Genomic DNA, 22,750 nt, shown 5'->3' with positions numbered 1-22,750 from the left:
CCCCGTCGCGCTCCGGCCAATCCCTACGCCGGATGCGCGGCGGCGTACGCGCGGAACGCATCCCGGATGTACTCGGCGGTGTTCTCACCGTGCACGTCGTAGTTCTTCCGGAAGCGCGGATCGGCGACGTACATCTCGCCGAGACCGACGAGGTACTCGTTGGTCACCGGCCGACCCTGCGTACCGTCACCGAGCCAGGCACGGTGGCGTTCGACGATGGCCTGCACCGTGTCGCCTTCCACCGGAAGTCCTGCGGCGTGCGCCTTTCCGAAGTCGGCAGCGATGTCGAGCTGGGTCTGCAGGAACTGCTGCTTACCCTCTTCGCTCAGCGAACGCCACCAGCGGTCGCCGCTCTCGTAGGCCTCCTTGCCCCAGCGCTGGGTGACTTCTTCCTTGTACTGCGTGTGGTCGAAACCGTCGAAAACCTCTGCGGCCATGAGCGGTTCACCTCTTTCCGTCTTGTGCAACGTGGTCGACACCGACTCGATCTGCCGCGCGATCCGATCCTGTTGCTGCCGAAGCAGTTCCAGGTGGGTGCGCAGCGCGTCGGTGGTGTTCTGTTCACCGGCGAGAACCTCGGCGATCACCGGAAGGCCGAGCCCGAGTTCGCGCAGCAGCAGAATGCGCTGCAGGCGGACCAGGGAGTTCTGGTCGTAGTAGCGGTAGCCGTTGGCGCCGATCCGGCTCGGCTCCAGCAGCCCGAGCTGCCCGTAGTGGCGCAGCGTGCGGCTGGTGGTGCCCGCGGCCTTCGCGAGGTCCTGAATGGACCATTCACCCACCATGACCAGCTCCTTTCTCGTCGATGAGACCAGTCTGCAAGTTGACGCTACGTCAAGGTCAACACCGAAAGTCAGAACCCGATCTCGACCTCGACGGTGTCGCGTTCGGTGTACATCCGCCAGTACTCGGCGCCGAGTTCGGCGTTGCCGATGCGCGGTAGCACCATCCCGTCGGGGATCAGCTCGGGATGAGCGTCGACCTGGTGCTGCACCGCGCTGTTCTCGATGAGCGAGCCGATGGCGAGCAGCCCGGCGAACACCCCGGTGCCGTCGAGTTCGGCCGCCAACTGCCGGACATACGCACGCTGGGCGCCGAGGGCAACGCCCATATTCGCGAGGTAGGGCTGCAGATTCACCTCGGACGCACCGGAGGAGAACAGCAGCGCACCCCGACCGCGCGCGAGCATCCCGGGCAGGAGTTCGCGACCGAGCTGGATCGACGAATACACCTTGAGCGCGAACGGCACCTCGAGCGCGGCCCGGTCGACCTCACGGGTCGACGCACTGCGCACCGATATTCCGGCGGCGGCCGCGTGCACCGCCACCTCGATCGGGCCCAGTTTCTCCTCGACCCGGGCGATCACCCCGGTCAGCTGGGCGGGATCGGTGATGTCGGCCGCGAAGGGCTCGGCATGGATCCCGACAGCGCGCAACCCCGCTACGCGCTCGGCGGCCGCGCCGGGATCTCGTCCGATCGCCGCTATCCGAAAGCCATTGCGCCCGAACACCTGTGCTGTTCCCGCGCCTAGCCCTGGTCCGTATCCGAAAATCGCGAGTGTGCGCATCCGGTAAGCCTCTTCAAGTTGAGTGCTGGTTCAAGTTATCGGCAACGTAGCACTAAGTTGAACCCTGGCTCAAGATATTTCGGCGGGCCGATTTGTAGGATCGGCGGATGCCCGAGGACAAGCCGTTGCGCAGCGACGCCAAGCGCAACCGTGACGCCCTGGTCAGCGCGGCCCGGGAACTCTTCGAGGAACGCGGCCTCGACGCGCCGCTCAAGGAGATCGCAGCGCGAGCGGGCGTGGCAATCGGCACCCTGTACAACCGATTCCCCACCCGCGACGAGCTCATCGCCGCCGCCGTCGACGACCGGGTCGGGGCGGGCGCTCGCATCGCCGAGCAGGCACTCGAACTCGACGACCCGTGGGAGGCGTTCGTTTTCCTGGTCGAGGGCATCTGCGCGCTGCACGCCGAGGACCGCGTGCTCGGCGAACTCGCCCTGCGCAACCCACCGAGCCCGGCCCTCGAACGCGCCCGCGTGCACGGTCACGATCTGATGCGCCGAATCGTCACGCGCGCACAGCGGGCCGGGGCATTGCGCCCGGACTGGACACTCGAGGACATCGCCTTCATCACCTGGTCACACACCAGCGTGCTCGCCGCGACCGCGCACGTCGCCCCCGATCTGTGGCGCCGCAACCTCGCCCTCATCCTGGACGGCCTGCGCGCGAAAGCCGCACACCCCCTGCCGGTTCCGGCCCTCACCGAGGACCAGCTGATGCAGGCGATGCGCGGCTGACGGCCCCCTCCGCCGAGGTGGGTACTTCTTCGGGGCCGCAGTCCAACGGCACTCGGTCTCAGCGAGAGGCGACGACCGGCTCTTGTGACACGGTCACGACGCGGGCGGGCTTCGCCGGGATCTGGCCGAGGACGGTGCCCGCGAGGGCGATGACGAGGCCGAGGACCTGTAGCGGGGCCAGCGCCTCGCTCAGTGCGAGCCAGCCGATGACCGCCGCGGTGACGGGGCTGAGCAGGCCGAGGAAGGAGACCGAGGTGGCCGAGACGCGGGCGATGCCGCGGAACCACAGCCAGTAGGCCAGGGCGGTGCCGATGATGCCGAGGTAGAGGTAGCCGCCGACGGCTTCGGCGTCGAGGGCGGGTGGGGCGCCTTCTACGAACAGGGCGAGGGGGGTGATGAGGAGGCCCGCCGCGGTGAGCTGCCAGCCGGTGACGGTGAGCGGGCCGACGCCGGTCGGGTGGCCCCATTTCTTGGCGAGCACGGTGCCCGCGCCCAGCGAGGCAGCGGCTGCGAGGCCCGCGAGTACGCCGACGGTGTCGAGTTCGACAGTGCCGCGCAGGACGACGAGGCCGACCCCGAACACCCCGATCAGGCCGGCGAGAACCTTACGGCGAGTGGGTGTTTCGGCCAGCAGGACGGCGGCGAAACCCAGCGCGAACATGGGTGCGATCGCGGCGAGCACGCCCGCCACACCGCCGGGGAGCCGGTAGGCGGCGAGGAACAGCAGGGGGAAGAAGACGCCCATGTTGAGCGTGCCGAGCACGGCGGCGCGGCCGATCCAGATGCCGCGCGGGAGGGTGCGGGTGATGGCGAGCAGGACGAGACCCACGGGGAGCGCCCGCATGAGGGCGGTGAACAGCGGCCGGTCGGGCGGGAGGAATTCGGTGGTGACGGCGTAGGTGGAGCCCCAGGCGATGGGGGTGAGGGCGGTGAGGGCGAGGGTGCGCGCATCGCCGTGGGTTGCGGTCGTCATGTTCGCTCCTGATTGATAATCTCAACGTTGAAATATCTACTCCTGGCGATGCCTCAGCGTCAAGTAGATGAATGTTGAGATATTCAACGGAGAGAGGAACTCGCATGTCCGATGCCGTGGACTCGATCGTCGAACACTGGAATCGCGAACGCCCCGATGTCGACGTGTCGCCGATGGCGGTGATCGGCCGCATCACCCGCCTCGGCCGCCTGTTCGATCAGGAACTGCGCACGTTTTTCGCACAGCACGACCTGGAGCGCTGGGAATTCGACGTGCTCGCCACCCTGCGCCGCTCCGGCGGCACCAAGGGCCTCACCGCGGGCGCCCTCAACCGCGCCGCCATGGTCACCTCCGGCGCGATCACCAATCGCATCGACCGGCTCGCCGCGAAAGACCTGGTCCGCCGCGCCCCCTGCGCCGACGACCGCCGCTCGGTCTACGTCCAGCTCACCGACAAGGGCACCGAACTCGTCGACCGCCTGCTGCCCCTCCACGTAGCCAACGAGGAACGCCTACTCGCCGGCCTCTCGCCCGAAGACCGCGACAACCTCACCGACCTCCTGCGCACGCTGTCCATCGCCCTGGGTGACACGTCGATCAGCTGACCAGAACCGTCGCAGGGTCGCCCCGGCTCACGCGGACAAGGGAGGACCGTCGTGCGCTATTCGGTCGGGACCGCGCTCGCCTGCAGCGGTGGCGGGACGGCGCCCGGGTCCGGTTCGAGGATCTGTTCCGGCGCGAAGTTCGGGTCGACCCCGCTGCTCATCTCCGGCCCGGGGGCGGCGTCGGTCCCGCTCGCGTCCGGTGTGGCCGCAGCATTCGGATCGGTGCTGACGCCTGGGCCTGTCGCGGCGCCCGGGTCTGTCGCGGCGTTCGGGTCAGGCGCGGCGTTCGGGTCAGGCGCGGCGTTCGGGTCAGGCGCGGCGTTCGGGTCAGGCGCCGGACCGACATCGGCGAGGTTGGGCAGCTGGGGTGCGCCCTCGACAAGTGGGTCACCCTGCGCCCCACCGGGTTTCGGTCGCGATCCGGCGGAGCCGGGCAGCTGCTCGCCGACCTCGGGCACCAGCTGGAGCAGGGTGGAGAAGTCGACCACTTGGGCGCCAAGGGTTTTCGTCGCCACGATGACACCGTTGATGTACAGGCGGTAGGTGCCCGCGCGTTGGGGCAGCATCATCTCCGGGCCGATGGGGGCGCCGATCGAACTGCCGGGGCCACCGAGGCGGCGGTATTCGGTGTCGATCACCGACTCACCCGCCAGCGCTTCGATGGTCGGGCCGGGATCGGCGGGGAGCTCGGGAAGCGCTGGGATGGGCAGGGATTCGACGAGGTCACCGGGGGCCGGGCCGACGGCGAAGGTTTCGATGTCGGCGGGTCGGCCGCCGTCGGGAGCGGCGGAGTACTCCGAGCGCAGGATCAGGCCGTCGCGCAGCAGTACCGTGCCGACGGTGGCGGCGACGGCGTCGGTGGTTCGCGCGTCTTCCTTGACCGTGCCCGGGTAGACCTGGCAGTCGGTGGTGTCGCAGGTCTGCGCGTACGGGTAGCGGTCTTCGGCGAGGGCGTAGGAGCGGGCGGCGATGGCCTGTGCGCGCAGGGCCTCGAATGCGCCCTGATCGGCCCAGTTGGCCTGCATTTCGGCGGGCAGAACGCCGGCGAGATAGTCCTCGATATCGACCTGGTTCACAGTCCGGTACGAACCGTTCTCCAGCGCGACGCCGAGCGCGCCGCGATAGGCGGTGCCACCGCAGAGAGTGAGGTGTTCGTCGGCGGGACGACCCGGTCCGGCACCGATCGGGTAGACGTACGGATCGTCGGTTGCGCTCTGCCACAACACTTCTCCGTCACAGCCCGCGGTCACCACCACGCTGGCGCCACCGTCGGGCATGGGGGTGAGGTGGGCGGCTTCGCCGGGTCCGATCATCCGGCCCGCGACCTGCGCGCCCGCGGCGGCATAGGTGTCGAGGGTGGCGTCGTCCTGGGCTTGCAGGCGTACGCCGATGGTGGTTGCTCCGATTTGGCCGAGTTCCGCCCCGGGGTAATAGTGGCCGAGGATCTGCTCGGCGTTCCAGCCCGCGCGCGCGTTGTCGAAGGCGCCGACCTGGCTCATGCCGCGGCCGTGCCCCGCGCCGACCGTCGGCTCCACGTCGGGCAGCAGTTGCCACAGCCCGAGTGCCCCGGTGAGCACGAGCGCCGTACCGCCCACCAGCACCGGAAGGGGTGGCGTCGCGAGTATCGGAACCGCACGGCGGCGGGTGCCGCGACGGGTCTTGCGGGCGATCGAGGTATCCGCTCTCATCCTGCGCTCCCACGGTTCGGGGGTTCTACCGGCGGAGCTCGCGTCGGCATGTCGTCCGCGCCGAGCGGGTTCCGAGGGCTACATTCGAGCAATCACATAACTCTCGAGTTGAGGTTTAGATGTGTGACGTATGTTAACTAGTGTGGTGTGTGAGGCAAGAGGAAGCAAGCATCACTTGCCGGTGATCTGCCGCTAGGGATGACACTGCTCGACCCTGATTGGAGAGGCACGTGCGATACCGAAAGCCGAAACGTTCCTACGTGCTACCGGTGGTCACGACCCTCGCGGTCGCCGCGCCGATCGGCGCGTTCGCGCTCAGCGATTCGACCGATTACCGCAGCGCGAACACTTCCCAGTTCGCGGCGGTGCAGCCGGAGCTGTCGGAGGTCGCGCTCACGTCGGTCCCCGACATCACGATCCCGCTGCGCGAGCTGACCGGCCTCGACCTGCCCGACCTGCACCTGTCGGACCTGCGCATGCTCGGGCTGCCGTCGTCGATCCCGATCCCGCCCGGAATCCCCGCGCCGCCGGGCGTGGCGCTGCCGACGGAGATCCCGCTCCCCCAGATCCCCACCAAGGCTCCGTCGACGCCGACCGAGCAGGCCGCGCCATCCGCCACCCCCGGTGCGGCGCCCGCGCCCGGACGACCCCCGGCACCGACCACGGCAGTTCCGACCGCTCCCCCGGCGGCCGCGCCACCGGCTGCTCCCGCACCGGCACCCGGCGCGCCCGCACCTGCCGCGCCACCCGCCGCCGCGCCGGCACCAGCTGCTCCCGCGGCTCCGCAGGACCAAGCGCCGGCACCAGCCGAATCAGCTCCGGCGCCGGGCGCGGCTGCCCCGAACGCCCAGGCACCGGCAGCCCCCGCACCTGACGGTGCCGCACCGCAAGACCAGACACCGACCCAGGCGCCGGGCGCTGCACAAGGCCAAGCCGCCCCCGCCCCGCAGGCCCAGGTGCCGGCGGCCCGGAAACTCCCCGCCGGAGCGAAATTCATCGCCGACCCGGAAAACCTGGAACCCGGCACCACCCCCGACACCCCGGCTCTCGCGCCGGGCGCGGTCGACCCGGAACTCGTCGACGAGGTCGGCGCCCAGGTCAAGGAGCTCACCCAGGAAACGCCGTTCAGCATGGTCGCGCTCACCGCGCGTGACCTGGTCAACACCACCACCAAGCTGCGCGCCCGCCAGCCGGACGGCAGCTGGGGCCCCTGGTACAACGCCGATCCGATCGACACGCGCGCCACCGATCAGACCCCGGCCGACGCACCGACCGGCACCGAACCGATCTACGTCGGCGAGACGACCGCCGTGCAGATGCTGGTGACCCGCAAGCCCACCGCGGGCCCGGATCACGACCCGGCGCACCTCACCGAGGCCGCGCTCAAGGCGGTGCTCATCAATCCGGGCCGGGCGGCGATCGATGCCGCGCTCAACGATGTGGCGGCGGCCCTGCCGGGCGGCGGTCCCAAGGTCATCACCCGGGCGCAGTGGGGTGCCGACGAGTCGATCCGCTGCCAGGAACCCACCTACGACGACGGCATCGGCGGCGTCACCGTGCACCACACGGCGGGCCGCAACGACTACAGCAGGGCTGAGTCGGCGGGCATCGTCCGCGCGATCTACGCCTATCACGCCGAAACCCTCGGCTGGTGCGACATGGGCTACAACGCCCTGGTCGACCAGTACGGGCAGATCTTCGAGGGCCGCTACGGCGGCCTCGACCAGGACGTGCAGGGCGCCCACGCGGGTGGGTTCAACGAGAACACCGCCGGTGTGGCGCTGATGGGCAACTACGAGAACGAGCAGCCGAGCAACGAGGCGATCACCGCGATCGGCCGGTTCATCGGGTGGCGCACCGGGATCGCCGGTCTCGATCCCGAGGGCGAGACCGTGATGTACTCCGAGGGCACCGAGTTCACCCCGTACGCCCAGGACGAGGCGGTGGAGTTGCCGGTGGTGTTCGCGCACCGCGACGTGGGCAACACCGACTGCCCCGGCGACGCCGCCTACGCCATGATGGACCGCATTCGCGCCATCGCCGCGGGCAATTCGGTCACCAACGACGCGTCGAGCAACCCGCATCGTCCGCCGAGTAATCAGGCGCGGGCGCCGCAGGGCAATATGGCCGAGCTGGGCGCGCTGGTGGACAAGTTCCTCGGTCTGTCGAGTGAGAATCCGATCGCCAAGCACTGGGTGAGCCGCGGTGGTGCCGACGGTCCGCTCGGCGCGCCGCAGGCGGACCTGCTCGCGGGTGCGGGCGGGCGTCAGTACGCGAAGTTCGCGAACGGGTTCGTGTATTCGGGCGAGAACGGTCAGGTGTTCGAGGTGGTCGGCGCGATTCTCGACCGCTATCTGAGTCTGGGTGCCGATGCGGGCGTGCTCGGCCCGCCGACGGGCAGTTCGTACCTGGTCCCGGACGGTCTTCGCACGGATTTCCAGAACGGTTCGCTGGTGCTCAACGAGCTCACCGGCATCGTCACCACCTTCTGGAAGACCTACAACGACACCTACGAGCAGGAGATGAACGGCAGCAAGCCGGAACAGGCGCCGCCGACCACCGCGCCCACGCTCGGCCTGGCAGTCCCGGCCGAACCGGGCGCACCGGAGGCCGCCGCACCGAGCGGTCCGCAGGCACCGACCACGACGCCACCCGCCGGTTCACAGGCTCCCGCTGGTTCACCGGCGCCCGCAGGTCCTCCGGCGCCGGCCGTACAGCAGGCACCTGAGCAGGGGGCTCCGGCACAACCGGCCCCAGCCGAGCCCGTCCCCGCGGGCTGACCTACCGCAGCAACGTCAGAGCCGGTGCGCTCCTCCGGGAGAGCACCGGCTCTTCGTCATCAGCCCGGAAAGTTCACCGGTTCGGTCCCCTGGCTCATCGAGGCCGAGCGGCGACAGCGCGCTAGGTCCACCACCGCTCGAGCACCATCGCCACCCCGTCGTCCACATTCGTCCCGGTCACCTCGTCGGCCGCCGCCCGCGCCTCGGGATGCGCGTTCCCCATCGCCACCCCGTGCCCGGCCATCGTCAGCATCGGCACATCGTTGGGCATGTCCCCGAACGCGACGATCTCGTCCTCGCGCACGCTCATCCGCCGCGCAACCTCGGCCAGCCCGGACGCCTTGGTCACCCCCGGCACGGCGAGTTCGATCAGCCCGTGCTCGGTGGAGTAGGTGATCTCGGCGCGGTCGCCGATGAGCGGGGCCAGCGCCGCGCGCATCTCGGAGCTGCGGGCCGTGCTGAGCCGGATCAGCATCTTGATGGCCGGTGCGTCGATGACCTCGGCATGCGAGACGACGGTGTCGTCGGGATTGAGCCACGCGTGTTCGTACGTCGGCGAGCTGACGAACTGCGGCGTAGCGGCGTCGTGCGCGCTCACCCCCACCCGTTCGGCGGCGAGCCCGCACCCGGGTAACGCGCGTTCGGCGATCTCGGCGAGCCAGCCGAGGGTCTCGGTGTCGAGGGTGTGGCTGGCGAGCACGCGGTCGGTGGCGCTGTCGTAGACGACGGCGCCGTTTCCGCAGATGGCCAGCGGTGCGTAGCCGAGTTCGCTGACCACCGGGTCGATCCAGCGGGGCGGTCTGCCGGTGGCGAGCACGAAGGTGGCACCGTCGGCGAGGACGGCGCCGACGGCGGCCTTGGTGCGGGGCGAAATCCGGTCGGCGTCGTCGATGAGGGTGCCGTCGACGTCGGTGGCGACCAGCTTCGGTTTCGGGTGCGTGCTCGTCATCGTTTCCATCCTGCCGCACGTCGGCACGCGGCGGCGCGTGACTGTCCTTATGATCAGGGCTTGATTACCCGATCCAGAGGGGACTGATGACCGGCTTCTTGGTGCGGCGCGCGCTGAACTACCTCGTGCTCCTGTTGCTGGCTTCGTTTCTGACGTTCAGCCTCGCCTCGCTCACCTTCCGTCCGCTCGACAGTCTCGAGCAGCGCAATCCGCGCCCTCCGCAGTCGGTGATCGACGCCAAGGCCGAGCAGCTGCATCTCGACGAGCCGATCCCGCAGCGCTATCTCACCTGGCTCGGTGGTGTGGCGCAAGGCGATTTCGGGACGACGCTGGCCGGGCAACCGGTGAGCGAGGAACTGGGCAGGCGGGTCGCGGTGAGTCTGCGGCTGTTGATCCTCGGATCGATCATCGGCACGGTCCTCGGTGTGCTGATCGGTGCGGCGGGCGCGATCAGGCAGTACAAATTCAGCGACTATTTCTCGACGGTGCTGTCGCTGCTGGTCTTGTCCACACCGATCTTCCTGTTGGCGACCTTGCTGAAATACGGTGCGCTGGAGATCAATACGCTCACCGGCAGCCAGATCTTCCTCTATACGGGTGAAACCTCGGCCACCGAGATCACCGGCCTGTGGAACCAGATCGTCGACCGCGTACAGCATCTCGTGCTGCCGACCTTGGCGCTCGCCCTCGGCGGCATGGCCGGGTACAGCCGTTATCAGCGCAATGCCATGCTCGATGTGCTGCAGAGCGATTTCATCCGGACTGCGAGAGCCAAAGGCCTGACCCGTAATCGGGCGCTCTACAAACACGGCCTGCGCACCGCGCTGATCCCGATGGCCACGATTTTCGCCTACAGCCTCGGCGGCCTCATCACCGGCGCCACCTTCACCGAGAAGATCTTCGGCTGGCACGGTGTCGGTGAGTGGCTTGTCGACTCGATCAATGCCCAGGACCTGTACGTGGTGGTCACCGTGACCGCGTTCGCCGGGCTCGTGGTGCTCGTGTCGGGCCTGCTGTCCGATATCGTTCTCGCCCTGCTCGACCCGAGGGTGCGTGTGTCATGACCGAAACCGAACTGATCGTCGTCGGCGCGCCGGAGGTCGCGGCAGCCGGTCGCCGCAAACTGGTGTGGCGGCGTTTCCTGCGCAACAAGCCCGCCGTGGCCGGTGCGGTGATCCTGGTGCTGCTGCTGATCGCCAGTTTCGCGCTGCCGCCGCTGCTGCCGTGGGACTACCAGCAGATGGACTACAAGGCGCTGATGAAGCCGCCGAGCCTCGAGCACCCGTTCGGCACCACCCAGATCGGGCAGGACGTGCTCGCTCAAACCCTGCGTGGCCTGCAGAAATCGCTCGTCATCGGCTTCTGTGTCGCCCTGTTCTCCAGCGTGATCGCCGCGACCGCCGGTGCGGTGGCCGGGCTGCTCGGCGGCTGGACCGACCGGGCCATCATGTGGCTGGTCGACCTGCTGCTCGTGGTGCCCAGCTTCATCATCATCGCGCTGTTCGCCCCGCGCACCAAGGGTTCCGGGTCGATCGCGATCCTGATCGTGCTGCTCAGCGTGTTCGGCTGGATGATCGCCGCACGCATCATCCGTGGTCTCACCCTCAGCCTGCGTGATCGCGAATTCGTCCGTGCCGCACGGTATATGGGCGCGCCGACGCGCAAGATCATCGTGAGCCACATCGTGCCGAACATCGCCTCGATCCTCATCATCGACACCACCCTCGCCGTTGGTGCGGCGATCATGGCCGAAACCGGTTTGAGCTTCCTCGGTTTCGGTGTGCAGCCGCCCGATGTGTCGCTGGGTTCGCTGATCGCCGCGGGCACCAAGTCGGCGCTCACCTATCCGTGGTTGTTCCTGTTCGCCGGTGGGCTGCTCATCACGATCGTGTTGTGCGCCAACCTGGTCGGTGACGGTCTGCGTGACGCGTTCGATCCCGGCGCCCGTGGTGCGCGCAAGTGGCGCAAGGACAGCGCCGAGCGTAAGGACCAGGCGCAGGTGGAGTTGAAGAAAGCCGAGAAGCGATGACGAATTCGACCGCGCCGCTATTGGAAGTCACCGACCTGCGGGTGTCGTTCCCCGGCGAGGAGGGCCGCGTCGAGGCGGTGCGCGGTGTGAACTACACCGTGTCCGACGGTGAGGTCCTCGCGATCGTCGGCGAGTCCGGTTCCGGGAAGTCGGTGTCCTCGCTCGCGGTGATCGGGCTGCTGCCCGAGCAGGCGCGGGTGCAGGGTTCGGTGCGGTTGCGTGGCCGCGAACTGCTCGGCCTCGGCGACAAGCAGATGTCGAAGCTGCGCGGTTCCTCGATCAGCATGGTGTTCCAGGACCCGCTCTCGGCGCTCACGCCGGTGTACCGGGTGGGCGACCAGGTGGCCGAGGCGCTGCTCGCGCACGGCACGATGAGCCGCAAGGAAGCCGGCGAAAAGGCTGTCGAGCTGCTCGAACTCGTCGGCATTCCCGATGCCCGGGCGCGTTCGCGTGCCTTCCCGCACGAGTTCTCCGGCGGTATGCGTCAGCGGGTGGTGATCGCGATGGCCATCGCCAACGATCCCGCCCTCATCATCTGCGACGAACCGACCACCGCGCTCGACGTCACCGTGCAGGCGCAGATCCTCGACCTGCTGCGCAAGGCGCGCGACATCACCGGTGCCGGCGTCATCATGATCACCCACGACATGGGCATCGCGGCGACGCTCGCCGACCGGGTCGCGGTGATGTACGCCGGAAAGGTCGTCGAAACGGCCCCGGTGACAGAGCTTTTCGCGGCGCCGCGCATGCCGTACACGGTCGGTCTGCTCGGTTCCATCCCCCGCATGGACGGTCCTGCTCGCACCCCGCTGATCCCGATCGTCGGCGCACCGCCCGCCATGCACGCCCTGCCGCCGGGGTGTTCGTTCGCGCCGCGCTGCCCCGTCTCGATCGACGACTGCACCGCCGCCGAACCCCCGCTCGAGCGGGTGAGCCCCGGCCATTCGGCGGCCTGCATCCGCACCGCCGAACTCGGCACACCGGAGCTGTTCGACGCCTACCGCGCCGATATCGCGGCCCAGCCGCATCCCGACCGCACCGATGAGGACGTGGTCCTTCGGGTCACCGACCTGGTGAAAACCTTCCCGCTCACCTCGGGTGTGCTGTTGCGGCGGCGCACCGGCGAGGTGCGGGCCGTCGACGGGATCAGTTTCAGTGTGCGGGCGGGCCGCACGCTGGCGCTGGTCGGCGAATCCGGTTCGGGCAAGTCGACGACGCTCACCCAGATCATGGATCTGGTTCGCCCGCAGTCGGGTTCGATCGAGGTGCTCGGTCACGATGTCGCCACCCTCACCAAGGCGCAGATCCGGGAGATCCGGCGCAAGATGCAGATCGTCTTCCAGGACCCGAGCGCCTCGCTCGACCCGCGCCTGCCGATCTTCGACGTGCTCGCCGAACCGTTGCGCATCGATGGCCGTTCCCGCGACGAGGTGAACAAGCGGGTGCCCGAGTTGTTGCGGCAGGTCGGTCTGCGGCCCGAGCACGCCGACCGGTACCCGTCGGATTTCTCCGGTGGGCAGAAGCAGCGCATCAGCATCGCGCGGGCGCTCGCGCTGGATCCGTCGTTGCTCGTGCTGGACGAACCGGTGTCGTCGCTGGATGTGTCGATTCAGGCCGGTGTGCTGAATCTGCTGCGCGATCTGCAGGCCGAGCGTGGCCTGTCGTATCTGTTCGTGTCGCACGACCTGTCGGTGGTGCGCAATCTGGCCCACGACATCGCGGTGATGTTGCGCGGGAAGATCGTCGAATCCGGTCCGGCGGAGCAGATTTTCGCGAATCCTCAGCACGAGTACACCCGCTCGCTGATCGCGGCCGTGCCCGAACCCGCCGTGAGCGGCTGACCTTGGAGGAGACGCCATGAGAACCCGACGCCTACGCACGCATGGTGCCCGGCTGCGCTGCGCGGCCGTGGTGGTGGCCGCCGGGATGATCGTGGCGGGCTGTGGCGGCGGTGACGACGCGGCCGACGGGTACACCGGCGCGATCGGCAGCTCCATCGACATCAATCCCAAGGACGTCGGGGAACTGCGCGAGGGCGGGAATCTGCGCCTGGCCGTCACCTCGTATCCGGCGAACTGGAACACGCTGTCCAACGACGGCAACGACGGGGAGATCGGCGAGATCGTGCGCGCCATGCTGCCGCGCGCGTTCGAAGTGGACGCGTCGGGTCAGCTGACGGTCGACACCGACTTCTTCACCGGCGTGGAGTTGACCAGCACTGATCCGATGCAGGTGACCTACACGATCAATCCCTCGGCGGTGTGGTCCGACGGCACGCCCATCACCTGGGAGGACATCGCCGCCCAGGCCAACGCGCTGAGCGGGCGCGACAAGCGGTACCTGATCGCGATCACCAACGGTTTCGAATTCGTCGAGAAGGTAGAGCGCGGTGTCGACGACCGACAGGCCGTGCTCACCTTCAACACCCCCTACGCCGACTGGCGCGGACAGTTCGCGGGCAACACCAACCTGTATCCGAAGTCGGTGACCAGCACACCCGAGGCGTTCAACACCAGCCTCGCCGATGCGATGGGGGTGTCGGCCGGACCGTTCATCGTCACCGGAACCGATCGCGGTCAGGGACGGATCACGTTGGGCCGCAACCCTCGCTGGTGGGGCGACAAGCCGGTGCTCGACACCATCACCTACTCGGTGCTCGACCATTCGTCGTGGGTGCAGGCGTTGCAGAACAACGAACTCGACCTGGTCCGGTTGACCACCCTCGAAGATGTGCAGACCGTGCGCGGTACCCAGGACCTCGTCGTGCGCCGCGCACCCGGCAATCGCTGGCGTCACATCACGTTCAACGGTGCGCCCGGCTCGATTCTCGCCGAAGAAGGTGTGCGCGTAGCCATTTCGAAGGCGATCGACCGCCAGCACATCGTCGACGCCTTGCAGGGCGGACTCGTCGAAAAGCCGACTCCGCTGAACAACCACATCTTCCTGCAGGGCCAAAAGGGTTACCAGGACAACAGTCTCGGCTTCGACCCCGAAGCCGCCGCCCGCGAACTCGACGCCCTCGGCTGGAAACTCAACGGCGACGTCCGCGAGAAGGACGGCCGCAAGCTCGTCATCCGAGACGTGATGTACAACGACCCCACCTGGGTGCAGATCGCCCAGATCATCCAGCAGAACCTGGCCGCGATCGGCGTCGGCCTCACCATCGATACGAAACCGGGCGCGGGCTATTTCACCGACGTCATCCAGCCCGGCGACTTCGATGCCGCCCAATTCATCTTCCAGGGCGACCCGTTCCCCCTGAGCAGCATCCGCCAGATCTACTACTACGACCCCGACGACCTCCAGGGCAATTACGGCCGCATCGGCTCCCCAGAACTCAACGCCCTCATCGAACGCACCCTCACCGAACTCGACCCGGAAAAGTCCATCGAACTCGCCAACCAAGTCGACCGCAAAGTCTTCGAAGAAGGCCATTCCCTGCCACTCATGCAAACCGACGGCAGCGTCGGCGCCCGCTCGACGCTGGCCAATATCGGTTCACCGGGGCTGGCCACCTACGACTACACGAAGATCGGATTCCTGAAATGACCACAGCTACCTATGGTTCCCGGCTGCGCCGCGCCGGATTTCGCGTCGCCGCACCAGTCGCCGCGCTGACGCTGCTGCTCGGTGGTTGTGGTTCCGGTCCCGACCTGGAAACCGGCTCGAGTTCGATCACGGCGATGAACGACATCAACCCCAAGGAACGCGACGAATTGCGGGACGGCGGCAATCTCCGCCTGCCGCTCACCGGTTTCCCGCCCACCTTCAATGCCAATCACATCGACGCCGACGGCGAGGTGAGCGATGTGGTCGGGTGGACTCTGCCGGGCACGATCAATGCCGATGCCGCAGGCAACATCACGGTGGACCACAACTATTTCACCGACGTGCAGCTCACCAATACCGAGCCGCAGCAGGTGACGTACACGATCAATCCGAAGGCGGTGTGGTCGGACGGTACGCCCATCACCTGGGAGGATCTGAAGTCGCAGGCACATGCGTTGAGCGGTCGCGATCTCGGTTATCAGGTGTCGGCGACGCAGGGCTACGACCGTGTCGAGAAGGTCGAGCGCGGCGTCGACGACCGACAGGCGGTCGTCACCTACGCCAAGCACTACGCCGAATGGCAGGGCCTGTTCAATCCGCTGTATCCGAAGCAGAGCACCGCAACGACCCAGGCCTTCGACGACATGTACCGCAACGAAATGCCGCTGTCGGCGGGGCCGTTCATGGTGACGGGGATCGACCGCGCGCAGCAGCGCATCACCTTGAACCGCAACCCGAAATGGTGGGGTGACACCCCGAAGCTCGACACGGTCACCTACAGCGTGCTCGACTATTCGGCACGGCTGAACGCCCTGCAGAACAACGAACTCGACGCTGCGACGGTTTCGGGCATCGATGAGGTGAAGACCGCGAGCAATTCCCCCGGCATCAAGGTGCGCCGCGCACCCGCGCCGCGGTTCTCGCACTTCACCTTCAACGGCGCGCCCGGTTCCATCCTGGCCGACCCGAAGCTGCGCGTCGCGATCTCCAAGGGCATCGACCGTCAGGCCATCGCCACCGCCACTCAGAACGGCATTGTCACCGACCCGAAGCCGCTCAACAACCACATCTATCTTGACGGCCAGAAGGGCTATGAGGACAACGCGCAGTCGGTGTCCTACGACCCCGCCGAAGCGGCCCGCATGCTCGACGAACTCGGCTGGAAGCTCAACGGTGACGTCCGCGAGAAGGACGGCCGCAAACTCGAGATCCGCGATGTGATGTACCAGCAGGACAGCTGGGTGCAGATGGCCCAGATCGCCCAGCAGAACCTGGCCCAGATCGGCGTGAAACTCCACATCGAGACCTACCCGGGCAACGGCCTGTTCACCGATGTCATCGACCCGGGCAATTTCGATATCGCGCAGTTCACCTGGTCCAAGAGCATTTTCCCGCTCGGTGCGCTCCCCCAGATCTACGCCTACAACCCGGAAAACCCGCTGAGCAACAAGGGCCGCATCGGCTCCCCCGAACTGAACGCCCTGATCGAGGAGATCATCTCCGAGCTGGATCCGGAGAAGGCGATCGAAATGGCCAACGAGGCCGACCGGATCATCTTCGAATCCGGTTTCTCCCTGCCTATCGTGCAGTCGGCGGGCACGGTCGCGGTGCGCGAAACCCTCGCCAATTACGGTGCCTCGGGGTTGGCTTCCTACGACTACACCAAGGTCGGCTTCGTCAAGTGACCTCGGCCCGCTTACGGAAAGGGCGCAATCCCATGCGAATTCGCTCGCTCGGTACCCGATTCGCGGTGCCATGTGTGGCCATCGGCCTGATTCTGTCCGGGTGTTCGGGCGACACCGGCGGTTCCTCCGGGACCAATCTCATCGGCACCGGCAACGACATCAATGCCCACGATGTGGCCGACCTGCGCGACGGTGGCAATCTGCGATTGGTGCTGAGCGCACTGCCGGAAACGTTCAACTATTTGCAGGTCGACGGGACCACCGAGAACACCGGCGATGTGATCGAGCCGCTGCTGCCTTCGCCGTACACCAGCAACGCTGCGGGCGAATTGTCGATCAATCGCGACTATTTCACCGATATCCAGCTCACCGGTACCAACCCACAACAGGTGACCTACACGATCAATCCGAAGGCCGTGTGGTCCGACGGGACGCCGATCACCTGGGAAGATCTTCGCTCGCAAGCGGCGGCACTCAGCGGCCGTGACCCGGCATATCTGATTTCGGCGACCAGCGGGTTCGAGCGCGTGGAGAAGGTGGAGCGCGGTGTCGATGATCGGCAGGCCGTCGTCACCTTCTCCCAGCCGTATGCCGAATGGCAGGGACAGTTCAGTCCGCTGTATCCGAAGGCGAGCACCGAATCGGCCGCGGCATTCAACGACCGTGACCGCAATGGTCTCGTGGTGAGCGCGGGGCCGTTCCAGATCAGCTCGATCGACCGCACGCAGAACCGGATCGTCCTGTCACGCAATCCGGCCTGGTGGGGCGCGACACCCAAACTCGACACGATCACCTTCAGCGTGCTCGACAGTTCAGCCTGGCTGCCCGCCATCCAGAACAACGAACTCGACGTCGCCTACATGTCGGGGATCGAGAATGTCACCGGCGCCAAGCAGGCGGCGGGCGTGGTGCTGCGGCGCACGCCGGAACCGAGCTGGTCGCACATCACGTTCAACGGCGCGCCCGGTTCGCTGCTCGAGGACCCGCAGTTGCGGATCGCGCTGTCCAAGGCGATCGACCGGCAGGGCATCGTCAATGCCGCGCAGAACGGCGTGGTCGACGATCCGAAGCCGCTGAACAACCACATCTACATGCAGGGCCAGAAGGGGTACCAGGACAATTCCGGACCCATCTCCTTCGACCCTACCGCGGCGGCGAAGATGCTCGACGACCTCGGCTGGAAACTCAACGGTGAGGTCCGCGAGAAGGACGGGCGCAAGCTCGAACTCCGCGATGTGATGTACCAGCAGGACGGCTGGGTACAGACCGCGCAGATCGTGCAGCAGAACCTGGCACAGATCGGCGTGAAACTGAACATCCAGACGGTGCCGGGCGCCGGGCTTTTCAAGGACGTGATCGACCCGGGGAACTTCGAACTGGCCCAGTTCAGTTGGGGCGGAAGCGTGCTGCCGCTCGGTGCGTTGCCGCAGATCTACGCCTACGACCCGAACAACTTGAAGTCCAACAAGGCCCGGATCGGGTCGCCGGAGCTGAACGCGCTCATCGAACGCACGATCTCCGAACTCGATCCCGACAAGGCACGCGAACTCGCCAACGAATGCGACAAGCTGATCTTCGCTTCGGGCTATTCGATTCCGCTGCAACAGGCTTCGGGCACCTATGCCGTGCGGGAGAACCTCGCCAACTACGGAGCGTTCGGCCTCGCGTCACCCGACTACACCAAGGTCGGCTTCCTGAAGTGAGCCTGCGCGCCCTCACCTATCCACTGGCGGTCACATCCGGCACCCTCGTCGTCATCGCGGCGTGGATGCCGTTCGCCGACCTGGATCAGGTGAGTGCGCTGGCCGTGGTGGCGTTGGGGGTGCTCGGGTACACCGGCTCTCAGATGGCGCTGGCGTTCGGGGTGTTGCCCAGCGGGGTCGCGGCGCGGCGGGACGGCCGCGGGGTCGCGACGGGGCGGCGGGTTCGGCAGCAGCATCGGCTGGTTAGTCGGTCGTTTCTGGAGATCAGCGTGGGTGAGCGCACGGTGTGGCAGCCGGTGTTCTACGAACCGGCACTGTCCACCCTCACCCCCACCGAGCTGAGCATCGCCCCGCGCTCGATTCACGCGGGCCCGACCAGGTTCCTCCCCTCCGGCCGGGCACGCACCACCGAACCCCCGGGCAAACTCGTCGACAACCCCACCCGTCCCGCCGACCCACCCGCCTTCACCCCGACCCGGCGCCTGATCCTCGACGCCCAATCCACGGTCGCCGCCCCTTTCGCCGGCTTCCTCTGGGTCTACGTCATGAACGGCGGCCTCCCCGCCTTCATCGGCGCCACCACGGTCGCCGCCGCCACCGCCACCTGGCTCTCCGCCATCCGAGGCTCCGACCCCAGCTGAACGATTGATCACCACGCTCTGATGGCGGCATCGGCCGAGAGGCTCCCGCCACCACAGCGTGGTGATCTCATGCCGAGCCGAGGCGTGATGGCCGCGCGGTCGGACGCGGCGGCACCTGGAGTGGCGCTCGGACGCTACTGGTCTTACCACTTGACCACCTAGCCAGAACGGCGCATGCTTGGGGTATGGCGTGGACTCCTGTTGTGAAGCGGTCGGTATCCGGGGACGTGTTCGAGCAGATCGCCGAGCAGGTTCTGGGTGGGGAGCTGGCCGTGGGGAGTTCGTTGCCGAGTGAGCGGCAGCTGGCCGAGGCGTTGGGGGTTTCGCGGCCTGCGGTGCGGGAGGCATTGCAGCGGTTGGCGGCGGCTGGGTTGGTCTCGGTGCGGCAGGGGGAAGCGACGACGGTGCTGGATTATCGGCGCAGTTCGGGGTTGGAGGTGCTGCCACGGCTGTTGCTTCGGGGGGAATCGATCGATCCGGCGGTCGCGCGGAGCATCCTCGAGGCGCGGTTGCACAACGGGCCGAAGATCGCCGAGCTCGCCGCGCGCCGGGTGCGAAGGGAGGCCGCTCGCGGGGGCGGCACGACGCCGTCGGCCGAGGCCGCGCCTACGCCCATCGCGGAATCGGCGGTGGACGGCGAGTTGACGCTCCTGCACGAATCGGTCGAAAGGCTTGTCGCCGAGTCGGATCCACTCACCCAGCAGCGGATCGCGCTCGAATTCTGGGATCACGTGCTCGATCTCGCCGACTCGATCGCGTTCCGACTGATGTATTCCATGCTGCGCGCCGCCTACGAACCCGCGTTGGCCGCGCTCGCGCCGATCATGTCCGCCGAGGTGGGCAACGGGGGCGCGTATCGAGACCTGGCCGCCGCGATCGACGCGGGCGAGCCGGAACGGGCCGCCGAACGCGCTCGGGCACTGCTCGAGCCGGCGACCACCGCTCTCATCCATGCCCTCGACGGGGCATGATCCACCCGAGGAAGCACCATGACTACTGACCGTCCGACAACGTCGTCGCACGAAACCACCACCGGCGCAAGCGAGAAGGCTCCCGAACGGACCGGCGCAGGCTCCGCCGAGCACGCGCACCGCACGAAGCGAAGCGAATCGGCGGGCGGCTCGGGGCGAATTCGCCGCAGCATGTCCCTGGGCGCGGCGGGGCGAGAATTCCTCCGGCATCCATCGCCGTGGATGATCGGCGCGGTACTGATCGTCGCCCTGATCGCACGCGTCCTGGTCGGGGATTGGCAGCTCACCGACGCACTGGTGCCGGTCCTGATTCTCGCGGCATTCCCGCTGATCGAATGGGTCATCCATGTCACCGTGTTGCATTGGCGACCAAAGCATCTGGGCCCGATCACCCTGGACAGCGAACTGGCCCGCAAGCACCGCGCCCATCACACCGATCCCCGCGATGTGCCACTGATCTTCATCCCACCGAAGTCGCTACTGCTCACCATCGTGGCCCTGGTGGCCGTCGCGCTGCTCGCGTTCCCGCGCCTCGGTCTCGGCCTCACTTTCCTGCTCACCATCACCGTTCTCGGCCTGCTCTACGAGTGGACGCACTACCTGATCCACACCGACTACAAGCCGAAACATGCCGCGTATCGGGCGATTTGGCGCAATCATCGCCATCACCACTACAAGAACGAGCACTACTGGTTCACGGTAACCACCACCGGCACGGCCGATCGACTGCTCGGCACCGCGCCGGACCCGGCCACCACGCCGACCTCACCGACCGCCCGAAACCTGCACGCACACTGACCCTCCGCCCCTGGCGCCCGGCTCGCACCCCGCGAGCCGGGCGTTTTCCGTTCGAGCGAATCCACTCTTGACACATTTATACCCTAGGGGGGTAAGGTACCGTCCACGAGACGCACTCCGCTCGAAAGGACGAAAGTCGTGACTACGCAATCGCAATCCACCCGCAGGTGGTGGGCGCTGGCGGTGATCGCCGCCGCGCAATTCATGGTCATCATGGACACCTCGATCATCGGGATCGCGCTGCCCAAGATGCAGGCCGAACTCGGCTTCACCCCCGGAAATCTCACCTGGGTCTTCAATGCCTACGTGATCGCCTTCGGCGGTCTGCTCCTGCTCGGCGGACGGCTGTCGGACCTGTTCGGTGCCCGCCGGGTGTTCGGGGCGGGTTGGCTGGTGCTGGCCGTCGGTTCGGTGATCGCCGGTGCCGCGGGCTCGGTCGGCGTCGAACTGGCCGGTCGGGCGATCCAAGGAGCCGGTTCGGCACTGATCGCACCGTCGGCGCTCACGCTGCTGATGATGTTGTTCGGCGGTACGCCACAGGAACTCACCAAGGCGCTCGCGGTGTACGGCGCGGCTGCGCCTGCAGGTGGTACGGCGGGCGTGTTCCTGGGTGGCGTCATCACCGAATATGTGAGCTGGCCTTGGGTTTTCTACATCAACATCCCGATCGCCGTGCTCGCGCTGATCGCGGTTCCGCTGTTGATGCCCGCCGCACCCGCCCGTAAGGGTTCCATCGATCTCGCCGGATCCGTCACCGTGACAGCCGGTTTGGCCGCGGCCGTGTACGCCATCGTGCAAGCGCCGGAGGTCGGCTGGGCATCCGGGCAGACCTGGGGTGTGCTCGCCGTGGCCGCCGCCTTGCTCGCCGGTTTCGTCGCCATCCAGTCGCGCCGCTCGGAACCGCTGATGCGGCTGAGTATCTTCCGCGCACCGAACCTGGCCGCCGCCAACTTCGCCCAGTTCGCGCTGGCCGCCGCGTGGGTGCCGATGTGGTTCTTCCTCAACCTGTACCTGCAGCAGGTACTCGGCTACAGCGCGTTCCCCTCGGGCGCGGCGCTGCTGCCGATGACGACGCTCATCATGCTCGGCATGGTCGTGCTCGCCCCGAAGGCGATGCAGCGGTTCGGCGCCAAGCCGATGATCGTGACCGGCCTGGTGGTGCTCGGTGTCGGCCTGGGCATCATGTCGCTGGTTCGCCCCACCGGCAACTTCTGGGTCGACGTGCTGCCTGCCTCGCTGGTGGCCGCGGGCGGTATGTCACTGGCGTTCATCCCCTCGCTCGGCACCGCCATCTCGGCCGCGCGACCGGAGGAGGGCGGGCTCGCCTCGGGCATCGTCAACGTCAGCTACCAGGTGGGTTCGGCGCTCGGCCTGGCCGCGATGACGGCGGTGGCGGCCGCGTTCGGCGCGGGTGAACTGGGCGATCCGACGGCACTCACCGACGGTTACTCCGCCGCCTTCCTCGGCGCGGGCCTGCTGGCCCTGGCGGGCGCGGGCATCGCGGCAGCAACCCTGCGCAGCCCCGCCGAGGACAAGACCCCCGCCCAGGTTTGACAACCTACCCTAGGGGGGTATGGTAATTATGACGACGACAGAGGAGAAGATCATGAGCACCACCGTGACCGTCACCGGAATGACCTGCGGCTGCTGCACCAACAAGGTGCGCGACAAGGTCGGCGCCCTGCCCGGCGTCACCGGCGTCGAGGTCGACCTGGCCGCAGGCTCGGTGACCATCGAAGGCGCCACCCCCGACCGCACCGCCCTCGCCGACGCCGTCACCGCGGCCGGCTTCCAGCTCGCAGACTGAACCCGAAACGGAGCATCCCGATGAACGCAACAGGCAAGTTCGCCGGATTCACCCTCGGCCTCGCGGCGGTCTTCGGGATCGCTCTCGGTGTCGGTGCCCTGGTCGGTCCGGAGCCCACCCAGGCTCCGGCCGGGCACGGCGAGCACTCGGCGGCGGCACCGGCCGACGACCTGCCTGGCGGCCTGCTGGTCACCGACCAGGGCTACACGCTGGCGCTCGACACGACGGTCGTGAAGAGCGCGGCACAGACGCCCGTCTCGTTCCGCATCCTCGA

Annotated in this window: 19 protein-coding genes and 1 pseudogene; 15 read left to right on the top strand and 5 right to left on the bottom strand. The window is 67.6% G+C overall.

From position 1 onward, the window contains the following. Positions 1-23: 23 nt before the first annotated feature. Both AB0I19_RS22075 and AB0I19_RS22070 read right to left on the bottom strand, forming a co-directional pair. Positions 24-782 (bottom strand): MerR family transcriptional regulator, encoded by a 759-nt coding sequence (locus AB0I19_RS22075; protein ID WP_067644284.1) that lies wholly within the window; start codon positions 780-782, stop codon positions 24-26. Between the two features lie 68 nt (positions 783-850). Continuing rightward, complete coding sequence (locus AB0I19_RS22070; RefSeq protein WP_357150799.1) at positions 851-1,564, bottom strand: SDR family oxidoreductase; 714 nt, start codon at positions 1,562-1,564, stop codon at positions 851-853. Between the two features lie 107 nt (positions 1,565-1,671). Here AB0I19_RS22070 and AB0I19_RS22065 point away from each other — a divergent pair, with 107 nt between their 5' ends. Further along, positions 1,672-2,298: a helix-turn-helix domain-containing protein gene (locus tag AB0I19_RS22065; RefSeq protein ID WP_357150798.1), complete on the top strand. Its 627-nt coding sequence runs from the start codon at positions 1,672-1,674 to the stop codon at positions 2,296-2,298. A gap of 58 nt (positions 2,299-2,356) precedes the next feature. Here the strand turns inward: AB0I19_RS22065 and AB0I19_RS22060 are convergent, their stop codons facing one another. Continuing rightward, positions 2,357-3,271 carry an EamA family transporter gene (locus AB0I19_RS22060; RefSeq protein ID WP_357150797.1) on the bottom strand — a complete coding sequence of 305 codons (915 nt, stop codon included), beginning with the start codon at positions 3,269-3,271 and terminating at the stop codon, positions 2,357-2,359. Positions 3,272-3,375: 104 nt separating this feature from the next. Between AB0I19_RS22060 and AB0I19_RS22055 the strand changes: the two genes are divergently transcribed. After that, entirely contained in the window at positions 3,376-3,876 is a 501-nt protein-coding gene (locus AB0I19_RS22055) for a MarR family transcriptional regulator (protein WP_357150796.1), read from the top strand. A 56-nt stretch (positions 3,877-3,932) separates the two neighbouring features. On the opposite strand, the gene AB0I19_RS22050 is transcribed toward AB0I19_RS22055, so the two are convergent. Continuing rightward, complete coding sequence (locus tag AB0I19_RS22050) at positions 3,933-5,564, bottom strand: SpoIID/LytB domain-containing protein (protein ID WP_357150795.1); 1,632 nt, start codon at positions 5,562-5,564, stop codon at positions 3,933-3,935. Between the two features lie 269 nt (positions 5,565-5,833). Here AB0I19_RS22050 and AB0I19_RS22045 point away from each other — a divergent pair, with 269 nt between their 5' ends. After that, positions 5,834-8,344: an N-acetylmuramoyl-L-alanine amidase gene (locus tag AB0I19_RS22045; protein WP_357150794.1), complete on the top strand. Its 2,511-nt coding sequence runs from the start codon at positions 5,834-5,836 to the stop codon at positions 8,342-8,344. Between the two features lie 121 nt (positions 8,345-8,465). Here the strand turns inward: AB0I19_RS22045 and AB0I19_RS22040 are convergent, their stop codons facing one another. Continuing rightward, positions 8,466-9,293: an HAD family hydrolase gene (locus AB0I19_RS22040; RefSeq protein WP_225281705.1), complete on the bottom strand. Its 828-nt coding sequence runs from the start codon at positions 9,291-9,293 to the stop codon at positions 8,466-8,468. A gap of 86 nt (positions 9,294-9,379) precedes the next feature. Here AB0I19_RS22040 and AB0I19_RS22035 point away from each other — a divergent pair, with 86 nt between their 5' ends. From AB0I19_RS22035 to AB0I19_RS21980, 12 genes and pseudogenes are all read left to right on the top strand, one after another. Continuing rightward, the gene (locus AB0I19_RS22035; protein ID WP_067644268.1) at positions 9,380-10,357 is read left to right on the top strand and encodes an ABC transporter permease; all 978 of its coding nucleotides are present in this window, start codon (positions 9,380-9,382) and stop codon (positions 10,355-10,357) included. Beyond that, positions 10,354-11,322, top strand: a complete 969-nt coding sequence (locus AB0I19_RS22030; RefSeq protein WP_067495394.1) for an ABC transporter permease — start codon at positions 10,354-10,356, stop codon at positions 11,320-11,322. Before AB0I19_RS22035 ends, AB0I19_RS22030 begins: the two co-directional genes overlap by 4 nt. Beyond that, positions 11,319-13,163, top strand: coding sequence for an ABC transporter ATP-binding protein (locus AB0I19_RS22025; RefSeq protein ID WP_357150793.1), 1,845 nt, complete (start codon positions 11,319-11,321; stop codon positions 13,161-13,163). The genes AB0I19_RS22030 and AB0I19_RS22025 overlap by 4 nt, the downstream gene beginning before the upstream one ends. A gap of 16 nt (positions 13,164-13,179) precedes the next feature. Then, positions 13,180-14,871 carry an ABC transporter family substrate-binding protein gene (locus AB0I19_RS22020; RefSeq protein WP_357150792.1) on the top strand — a complete coding sequence of 564 codons (1,692 nt, stop codon included), beginning with the start codon at positions 13,180-13,182 and terminating at the stop codon, positions 14,869-14,871. Further along, on the top strand, positions 14,868-16,556 hold the full coding sequence (locus AB0I19_RS22015) for an ABC transporter family substrate-binding protein (RefSeq protein ID WP_357150791.1): 1,689 nt from the start codon (positions 14,868-14,870) through the stop codon (positions 16,554-16,556). Before AB0I19_RS22020 ends, AB0I19_RS22015 begins: the two co-directional genes overlap by 4 nt. Before the next feature lie 32 nt (positions 16,557-16,588). Next, positions 16,589-18,259 carry an ABC transporter family substrate-binding protein gene (locus tag AB0I19_RS22010; protein ID WP_357150790.1) on the top strand — a complete coding sequence of 557 codons (1,671 nt, stop codon included), beginning with the start codon at positions 16,589-16,591 and terminating at the stop codon, positions 18,257-18,259. A 65-nt stretch (positions 18,260-18,324) separates the two neighbouring features. Further along, positions 18,325-18,900, top strand: coding sequence for a hypothetical protein (locus AB0I19_RS22005; protein ID WP_357151017.1), 576 nt, complete (start codon positions 18,325-18,327; stop codon positions 18,898-18,900). Between the two features lie 185 nt (positions 18,901-19,085). Next, positions 19,086-19,871, top strand: coding sequence for a GntR family transcriptional regulator (locus AB0I19_RS22000; RefSeq protein WP_357150789.1), 786 nt, complete (start codon positions 19,086-19,088; stop codon positions 19,869-19,871). Positions 19,872-20,042: 171 nt separating this feature from the next. Next, entirely contained in the window at positions 20,043-20,669 is a 627-nt protein-coding gene (locus tag AB0I19_RS21995; protein WP_357151015.1) for a sterol desaturase family protein, read from the top strand. A gap of 138 nt (positions 20,670-20,807) precedes the next feature. Further along, complete coding sequence (locus tag AB0I19_RS21990) at positions 20,808-22,223, top strand: MFS transporter (RefSeq protein WP_357150788.1); 1,416 nt, start codon at positions 20,808-20,810, stop codon at positions 22,221-22,223. Positions 22,224-22,272: 49 nt separating this feature from the next. Next, a complete protein-coding gene (locus AB0I19_RS21985) occupies positions 22,273-22,476 on the top strand; it encodes a heavy metal-associated domain-containing protein (protein ID WP_357151013.1) in 204 nt (67 codons plus the stop codon). A 20-nt stretch (positions 22,477-22,496) separates the two neighbouring features. Then, positions 22,497-22,750: pseudogene (locus AB0I19_RS21980) on the top strand (hypothetical protein); the annotation flags it as partial.

The sequence above is a fragment of the Nocardia sp. NPDC050413 genome (assembly GCF_040655475.1).
Lineage (GTDB): Bacteria > Actinomycetota > Actinomycetes > Mycobacteriales > Mycobacteriaceae > Nocardia > Nocardia coubleae.
This window is presented reverse-complemented; position numbering and strand designations above follow the sequence as displayed.